The following is an 8,526-nucleotide window of genomic DNA, read 5'->3' as shown; positions in this document are numbered from 1 at the left end:
CCCCCCCCCCCCCCCCGCAGGAAAGGGCTTTCAATTTCGAAGAAATGCGTTGATTGTTTTTGCATCTCCAAAGCCTCCTTATTCTGGTCCCTTTCGGTGTCATATCGACGAAAGAGAATCGGGACCGGATGATTTCATATAGTACCACAAGTCTACTTTGTCAATGTGATTTCTTTCTGGCATCTCGACTCGTCTTGTCCGCCACGGTATCGATGGTGGTGAGTGTTTGGGGGTTTGGAATTCCCGGAAAAACTCCCCGGAATACCGATACCCTCGATATCGTTCGAAGGGGCGAGGGTCGGGCTTTTAGGTCCCGAGGGTGCCGGTCGGAGACTCGCTTTGCTTCGAAGGCGCATGGCCGATTGCGAAGCGAGCCTCGTCTTCTCGCGCGAAGCGCCGCCGGCGGTTCGATGGGCGTCGGCGGCGAAGCAGGGCGTTTCGAATCTCCCACTCCTGCTCGGGCGGAGGCGATCCCAGCCATCGGACTTGCCGCCCGGCACAGGTGGCGATGGGAATGCCGTCCAAGATCGCGATCCGCAGGCGCATCGAAGCCCGGATGCGCTCGCCCGGGCAGACGATGCCGCTTAAGTTAAGCGGGTCCGCGGCGTCGACGACGATGAATGTTCCTTTCTCGTTCTTTTTTCGGATCCGGCGCAGGGTTTCGATCGCCTGCGGCAGGGCGTATTGTTCGCCTGCGAATCCGGCGACGAAATGCCCGGCGCGAATCTCTCCTCGGGCTTCCAAGCGTCGCCATTGACGCAGCAGCGAGCGCCATGGAAGAAGGATATTCTCGCGCGCGAGCAGGGCTTTGAAGACGATGCCGTAGCGTCGCAGCAGGGTGCGGGCGATGCGCTCGGCGGCATCGAAGGCCTCGTCTTCGGCTTCGAGGGATGCGCCGAAGTCATCGAATCCCTCTTTCCGGCGGGGGAGGCAAGACCATCTTCCGGCCTCGCCGATGGCGCGCAGACGGCGGCGGACGGGGTGGATGAATGCGCGCAACCCGGCAAAACCGTCGGCGCCGATAAAACCCCGAGCGCTCAGCTCGCCCAAGGCGGCGGCGATATCCGGCCCGCAGCCATCGCTTTGCTCGATGATTTCATCGAAGAAGGAGGGCCCCCGCTCTTCGAGAAGCGTCAGCGTTCGCTGCGCCGCCGTCGATAACGATGCCCGCATATCCCCCGCTTCGCCGTCTTTGGATATCGAAGCCGGAGCCAACCACAGCGAGGCATGAGCCCGGCTCAACAAGGCGATGGGGGTCGAGCGGATCGGACCGAAGGATCGTCCCTTTCCCAGGCGCTCCGGGGGGAGCGGCCGCGCCCATCTGGCCCGGCCGGCGAGGCAAAGGCGATCGAGCATCGAGGGGGTGAAATCGGCGATCCGGGCGGGCAGAATTTCCGCTTCCCAAGCGGCGGCGGGAGCGGCGAAGCCCTCGAGTTCCGCCACCACCATGGCCAAGGATTCCAGCCCCTCGCGCTTGTTGGGGCTCTCGACTTGCTGCCATGCGATCAAAAAGCGCATGAAATCGACCTGCGAGGCGGGCTCGATCTCGCGGCGAAGGCGGTTGAGGGTGGTGCGGTGGATGCGAGCCAAAAGACGTCGCTCGCACCATTGTTGTCCATCGCCCTCTTGCCCGGGCGCGCTTTCGGTGAAGTGTCCGCGCAGGGCGTAGCCCTCGGATTCGAGGGCGGCCAGGGCGCAGCGAACGATCGCCGGCGATAACGCCAAGGTGTCCGCGAGCGCTTCGTCGCTGACCGGCCCTAGGCAGGACAGGCGAGCCCTTATCAGCTCCCTTTGCGCAGCGTCGGTCTCCGGGGCCGATTCGAGTTCCGCCGGGAGAGCCGTCGGCGGATCGGCGTGGCCGCCGCCGTAGGCGGATCGAAGGAGGGATAGGCGTTCTGCGGCACACCAAAGCGGGTCCGGTTTTTTCTCCTTTTCGTCCGGTGCGCGCAGCGAGGGGTTTTCGGGCGGTGGATAAAAACGGGTGGCGCGGCCGCTTTGGATCAGCGCCTCGAAGAGCGATGGCCATGCGCTTTGGCTTTTCGCTCGCATGTCCTCGCCGTATCCTCGCTCGCATCCTCGGTCTCGGCCCTCGTCGCTCATCGTCGATTCGGCTTTTGAGTCATTCGCTCGCTCGGCCTTGCCGCTTCGACCCTCGGCCTCGGATAGGCAACCGATCATCACCAGGGCATCGTGCAGTTCGTCGGCATCTTTGGCTTGCGGCCAGGCTTGGAGGCGCACTTGCCGGATGGCGGCGGGATCGAGTTTTCCGATATCGGCGGCGGACTCCGGATCGAGGGTTCGGCGAGCGACCACCGCTCGAGTGCGTCGTTCCTCCAAGGGGGCGTCATCGAGAAAGGCGAAGGGGCGAGCGTCGAGGATCTCCATCGCCAAAGGGGAGGGTTCGGTCAGATCGCGCGCGACGATTCGAATCCCCCCTTCGACGAGCCCTTCGATCAAACGCTCGAGTCCGCCGGCGTCCATCGCCTCGGTCAGGGCATCGGCGATGGTTTGCTCCACCAGCGGGTGATCGGGCACTTCTCTTGGCCCCGAGAGGTTCTCGGCGCAGGCGATCTGATCGGGAAAGACCACCGCGACCAGGTCTTCGGCTTGCATGCGCTGGATCTGCGGGGCGACCTTGGTCCCCGAGCGAAAGCGAGGGATGGCCAGCGAGATATTGGCATTCCACCGCCAGCGCGTTTCGAAGACCGGGGCTTCGAGCAGCGCTTGGATCAGCACCTCGCGCACGATCAAAGGTGACAGGTAGCGGCAGACATCGGCCAGAGCGAAGCTGTGGGTCTCGCCCAGCGAGAGCACGATGGCGTCTTCGGTGGCCGCCGCTTGCAGCTCGAAATTGAATTTTCGGCACATGCGTTTGCGCAGAGCCAGCCCGAAGGCGCGATTGATTCGGCTCCCCAAGCGGGTATGGATGACCAACTGCATGCCGCCGCTTTCGTCGAAGAAACGCTCCAGCACCACCGTTTTTCGATCGGGCAAGGCTCCCAAGGCGCTATGTGCGCATTCCAGATATTCAATGATCTGCGCGCAAGCATCAATGCCCGCTCCGGTGCGCTCGGCCAGATCCCGAGCGATTCGATCCCGGCTCGCGCGGCGATCTTCCAAGGTGGTGGCTTCTTGGCCTTGGGTCTTGAGCGCGCTTGCGATCCCTTGGAGCAGGTCGCAAACGCGCATGGAGAGTTCATCGGTTCGCCCCGGAGCCTCTCCCAGCCAGAAGGGGAGGGTGGGCGGCATTCCTTGGGCATCTTCGACCCGTACCTTGCCTTGCTCGACGCGCCGGATGCGCCAAGAGTTGTTGCCGAGTTGGAAGACATCGCCGGGCCTGCTCTCGATCGCGAAATCCTCGTTCAAAGAGCCGATGCGCATTCCTTGGGGTTCCAAGATCACATCGTAATCGGCGTTGTCGGGGATCGCTCCGCCGGAGGTGATCGCGACCAGCCGCGCCCCCCGCCGCGAGCGCAGCATGCCGTGGATGACATCCCGATGCAGGTAGGCGCCTCTGCGCCCCCGCCTCGTCGCGAATCCATCGGCGAGCATCGTCAGTGTTTGCCGCCAGCGTTCGGGGTCGAGGTTGCGATAGGGCCAGGCACGACGCACGGTGGCGAACAGCGCCTCTTCGCTCCACTCCTGCGCGGCGACCATCGCCACCACTTGCTGTGCCAGCACATCGAGTGGATGCTCGGGGACGATGATCCGGTCGAGGTCGTCGTGCTTGGCGCCGTCGAGGATCGCGGCGCATTCGATCAGATCGTCCCGGCTCAAGGGGAAGAGGCGGGCGCGGGGCGTGCCGTGGACCGCGTGCCCTGCGCGCCCCGCTCGCTGCAAGAAGGTGGCGATCGATCGGGTCGATCCCAGCTGGCAAACGAGATCGACATCGCCGATATCGATCCCGAGCTCCAAGGATGCGGTGGCGACCAAGGCCTTGAGTTCGCCGGATTTGAGCTGCCGCTCGGCGCGCAGGCGGTGCTCGCGCGAGAGGCTGCCGTGATGCGAGGTGACGTGCTCCTCCCCCAGCGTTTCGGCCAGCGCCCGGGCGATCCTCTCCGCCATGCGCCGGGTGTTGACGAAGACCAAGGTGGTGCGATGGGCCTCGATCAGGATGCACAGCTTGCGGTAGACCTCGCCCCAGACCTCGGCGGACATCACCGCCTCCAACGGGCTGTCGGGCAGCTCGAGCGCAAGGTCGCGTTTGCGTTGATGGCCGATATCGACGATGGCGCAGGGATGGGGCTTGCCCTCCTCGCCGCCGGTGAGAAAGTGCGCCACGGTCTCGATCGGTCGCTGCGTCGCCGATAGACCGATGCGGGTGAGGGGGCGTTTGGCCAGCGCGTCCAAGCGTTCCAAGGAGAGGGCGAGATGCGCCCCGCGCTTGTTGCCCGCCAGAGCGTGGATTTCATCGACGATGACGGTGTCGGCGCTTTCGAGCATCCGCCGCCCGCCCTCGCTGGTCAACAGGATGTAGAGCGATTCCGGGGTGGTGACCAGGATATGCGGCGGTTGCCGACGCATCGACTCCCGCTCCGCTGCGGGGGTGTCGCCGCTGCGCACCATCGCCCGGATCCCCGATATCGGCTCGCTCGAATCCCTTAGGGCGCTATCGATCCCCGCAAGGGGCGTTTCGAGGTTCTTGCGGATATCGTTGCCCAGAGCCTTGAGCGGGGAGACGTAAACCGTGCGCACGGCATCGGGCAGGGCCGCCGCCCGGCTTTCGCGCACCAAGGCATCGATGGTGCAAAGGAAGGCGGCAAGGGTCTTGCCGGAACCGGTCGGGGCGGCGATCAGGGTATGGCGGCCGCCGGCCACCGCACTCCAAGCCTGCACCTGGCATTCGGTGGGGCTCTCGAAGGCGGATTCGAACCAAGAGCGAACCGCCGGATGAAAGGGATCGAGGATCATTTGCCGCCCCCGCCGCCGGATATTTTGCGAAGCCCTCGATGGTGCCCTCGGCTGGCCACTCGACGAGATGCCCGTATCGCCAGAGCGCCGACAAGGATGCCGGAGAAGCCGGCGCCGAAGGCCATGGCCGCCGAAGCAGGGCATAATCGACTCCGGCGACGGGCTATCGTCGTCGCCGACATCGTTTTTCGGATCATACGATCACCTTCGACCCCAACACCTTCGACCCGAGGAGAAAGACCATGACCGTCGATGCCAAGGTATCCGTTGCCGATATGGTGGAACAAGCGCGCCGGGCCATTGATACGGTGCCGGTGGACAAGGCGGTAGCGATGCATGGCGATCCCGATGTGGTGTTCGTGGACCTGCGCGATGTACGCGAACTGGAGCGGGAAGGGCGGATCCCCGGAGCGGTGCATGTTCCGCGGGGCATGGTCGAGTTCTGGGTCGATCCCAAAAGCCCTTATTACAAAGCCGCCATCTTCGATCAGGATAAACGCTTCGCATTTTACTGTAATAAGGATTGGCGCTCGGCGTTGGCCACCGAGGTCGTGCAGCGCATCGGATTGCAGCGGGCATGCCATATCGAAGGGGGATATACCGCTTGGAAAGAGGCGGGAGGACCGACGGAAGACTATGCGCGCGGGTGATGAGTGGATATCGGCGGGAATATTGCCGACGATTTTGTTGCGGGTTCGTCGCAAAGATCGCGATAGCGGTTCAGGTCATCGAACGCGAAAAGCGGATCCATATTCAAAGTTGAGAGGCGAAATCGTCTAATGAGACGATTTTTATCTCTTGCAGGTTTCGCCCCGAGAGGCTGGTTCTCATGAACGATCGAAGACTCATCAAAAGGGTCCGACTGCAAAACTACAAAAACATCGCGGCCTGCGATGTTGTCTTGGAGAGGATAGCGGTGATTGTCGGGCATAACGGATCGGGGAAAAGCAATTTCCTCGACGGTCTGCGCTTCGTGGCCGATTCCTTGCGTTCTTCGCTCGATCATGCGATGCGAGAAAGAGGAGGCATCGATGCCGTGAGGCGTAAATCGAGCGGTCACCCGACTCATTTCGGAATCTGTATCGATTTCGATTTGGGAGAGATAACCGGTCGCTATGGATTTCTGATCGCCGCTTTGCGTAGGGGGGGATACGAGGTTCAAAAAGAAGAATGCGCGGTTGCAAAAAAAGATGCGATTTTCCCAAGTCATTATTATGTCGTGGAGCGCGGTCGCTATATAGAGGGAAATCTGAAATCCTCGCCGCCGACCATTATGTCGGATCGCCTCTATCTCGTCGCTCTCTCCGGATTCGAGGAATTTCGTCCGGTCTATGATGCACTTTCGACGATGGGATTCTATCATTTCAATCCCGACGCTATCCGCAAGATCGAACCGGTCGATCCCGGGGATATTTTACAAAGAGATGGTAAAAACCTACCGAGCGTTCTACATCATATCGAGAAGAATCACCCTGATTTCAAACATAGGATCGAACAATATCTGGAATCCATCACCCCGGGAATCACTTCCGTGAAACGCCATTCGCTGGGATCGATGGAGACCCTTGAATTCAGACAAAGGGTGCAAGGCGCAAAACATCCATGGAAATTCGAAGCCGGTAGTATGTCGGATGGGACTTTGCGAGCCCTCGGTGTGCTCGTAGCCCTTTTCCAAGGAGCGGGCAAGAGTGATTCCACCAATCGATTCATCGGCATCGAAGAGCCTGAAATCGCCCTGCATCCCGCCGCTGCCCGAAGCCTCGTCGATGCTATCGAAGATGCATCCGAACATACTCAGATTCTGATGACCAGCCATAGCCCCGACCTTTTGGAGTATGTACCCGAAGACTCGATTCTCGTTGCGATATCTTCCGAAGGGGAAGGCAGTGTGGAACCGACCCGGATAGGTCCTTTGGATGTGAACAGTCTAGGCGCTATCAAAGAACATCTCTATCATGCCGGAGAGCTCCTTCGTATGAACCAGCTATTCCCGGAAAAATCTGATCTATCCATGAAAAAAATGGATTTTTTCGGGAGTTAGACGATGGAGACGGCAAAAAAACGATCCCCCTTTGTTCGATAAAATCCGACTATTTCGACGATGAATTTCGATCACAACCCAAGGAGAAACGATCGATGCTACGTTCCGAGGTCAATCGAATCCTGCGCGAGAGCGATGCCTTCATTCGCTCATTCGGCTATGTTCTGCCGCCCTTCGCCTACCTGTCTCCCGATGAACTCGAGGAATTGGTATCCGGCGAAGGGGCGATGATTCGCGATCATGCATTGGGTTGGGATATTACCGATTACGGACAAGGTCGTTTTTCGGACTTGGGGCTTTTTCTTTTTACCGTGCGCAACGGCAACGCTCGGAATGTGGCTCAGGGCATGGGGATGCTCTATGCGGAAAAGATCATGATATCGAAGCAAGATCAGATCAGCCCGCTGCATCGTCATCACCTCAAAACCGAAGACATCATCAATCGGGGCGGTGCGACATTGGCGTTGGAGCTGTTCACCTCCGACGAGGAAGGCGGATTGGATGATCGCAGCGATGTTCGCATCCGCTGCGACGGGAGATGGCGCACGCTGCCCGCAGGGGCGATCTTGGAACTCGAACCCGGCGAAAGCATCACCTTGGAGCCCCATTGTTGGCATCGATTCTGGGGCAAGGGCGGGTCGGTGTTGATCGGGGAGGTCTCGAATGTCAACGACGATCACGCCGATAATGTCTTCGCCGACGAAATCGGTCGTTTTTCTCGCATCACCGAGGACGAGCCACCCTTGCATCTGCTGGTCAGCGACTATGATCGATGGCTCGCAAAACCATCGGATCCGCTCTTGTAACGCACCGGAATATCGGGATATTCGCCGAAAATCGATGCGGCGATCTTCGGTTTCACCCGGCTCATCGTATAAGAATCGGCTTGGCGAGCGAGCGCCTTGGTTGCATCGGATACGGTGCCGGTGGATCCTTAGTCCTTCGAGTTTATCTTCATGCATCCTTCGAAATGCCGCTATACAGGCCTGCGCTTTATTCCCTCAACTTTGAAAAAAATCGAAGCCGGCGGTTGAAAAAAGAGATTGATAAGAGGATAAGAGCCAAGGGATATCGGGTGCCATCTTTCCAAAAAGGCACCTATCGGATCGTCCGCCCGACCATCTCGATATCCCCATAGACGACGAACGCTACGAGGCGCGAAGATGGCCGGGCAGGTGATCCTTAAGTCTGGTCTTTAGGGTTTTCCACGCCCCGAAGAATTATCGATGGGCGTTGCCATTCACATTTTTGATGGCTTCGAGCAACTCGGTCTTTACGGTTGCCATGTCATTTTTCGACTGTATGGACATCCTCGTCTCCATTTCAGCCAAATCATCCTTCGTGATCATCTTGGCTTCCATGCCATCCACCTTGGCTTCCAAGCTGACCACCTTGACTTCCAAGCCGTCCACCTTGGTTTCCACGCTGGTCACTCTGTTCTCGATCGATTGCAGTCTGTCCATGTGCTTCACCTCGTCCTTGGTGGCTAACGCGACGCATCGAAAATCGCATCAAGGACGAGGTGAAGCACATGGACAGACTGCAATCGATCGAGAACAGAGTGACCAGCGTGG

5 protein-coding genes are annotated in these 8,526 nt (G+C 59.8%); 3 read left to right on the top strand and 2 right to left on the bottom strand.

Annotation, left to right across the window (positions count from 1 at the left end; genetic code table 11):
• Window positions 1–306: 306 nt before the first annotated feature.
• Entirely contained in the window at window positions 307–4,911 is a 4,605-nt protein-coding gene (locus tag BF99_RS0119700) for a DEAD/DEAH box helicase (protein ID WP_025772636.1), read from the bottom strand.
• Between the two features lie 242 nt (window positions 4,912–5,153).
• Between BF99_RS0119700 and BF99_RS0119690 the strand changes: the two genes are divergently transcribed.
• The 3 genes from BF99_RS0119690 to BF99_RS0119675 all read left to right on the top strand — a co-directional run bounded on the left by BF99_RS0119690 (window position 5,154) and on the right by BF99_RS0119675 (window position 7,758).
• Complete coding sequence (locus BF99_RS0119690) at window positions 5,154–5,561, top strand: rhodanese-like domain-containing protein (protein WP_025772635.1); 408 nt, start codon at window positions 5,154–5,156, stop codon at window positions 5,559–5,561.
• Window positions 5,562–5,740: 179 nt separating this feature from the next.
• On the top strand, window positions 5,741–6,952 hold the full coding sequence (locus tag BF99_RS0119680; protein WP_025772634.1) for an AAA family ATPase: 1,212 nt from the start codon (window positions 5,741–5,743) through the stop codon (window positions 6,950–6,952).
• Between the two features lie 95 nt (window positions 6,953–7,047).
• Window positions 7,048–7,758: a D-lyxose/D-mannose family sugar isomerase gene (locus tag BF99_RS0119675; protein WP_025772633.1), complete on the top strand. Its 711-nt coding sequence runs from the start codon at window positions 7,048–7,050 to the stop codon at window positions 7,756–7,758.
• 414 nt (window positions 7,759–8,172) lie between these two features.
• On the opposite strand, the gene BF99_RS0119665 is transcribed toward BF99_RS0119675, so the two are convergent.
• Window positions 8,173–8,415, bottom strand: a complete 243-nt coding sequence (locus BF99_RS0119665) for a hypothetical protein (RefSeq protein WP_156013508.1) — start codon at window positions 8,413–8,415, stop codon at window positions 8,173–8,175.
• Window positions 8,416–8,526 lie beyond the last annotated feature (111 nt).

The sequence above is a fragment of the Thioalkalivibrio sp. HK1 genome, from assembly GCA_000583135.1.
Taxonomy (GTDB): Bacteria; Pseudomonadota; Gammaproteobacteria; order HK1; family HK1; genus HK1.
This window is presented reverse-complemented; position numbering and strand designations above follow the sequence as displayed.

Coding starts and splice junctions, on each gene's coding strand:
- BF99_RS0119700 (WP_025772636.1), bottom strand. CDS start 4,911: ATGATCCTCGATCCCTTTCATCCGGCGGTTCGCTCTTGGTTCGAATCC.
- BF99_RS0119690 (WP_025772635.1), top strand. CDS start 5,154: ATGACCGTCGATGCCAAGGTATCCGTTGCCGATATGGTGGAACAAGCG.
- BF99_RS0119680 (WP_025772634.1), top strand. CDS start 5,741: ATGAACGATCGAAGACTCATCAAAAGGGTCCGACTGCAAAACTACAAA.
- BF99_RS0119675 (WP_025772633.1), top strand. CDS start 7,048: ATGCTACGTTCCGAGGTCAATCGAATCCTGCGCGAGAGCGATGCCTTC.
- BF99_RS0119665 (WP_156013508.1), bottom strand. CDS start 8,415: ATGGACAGACTGCAATCGATCGAGAACAGAGTGACCAGCGTGGAAACC.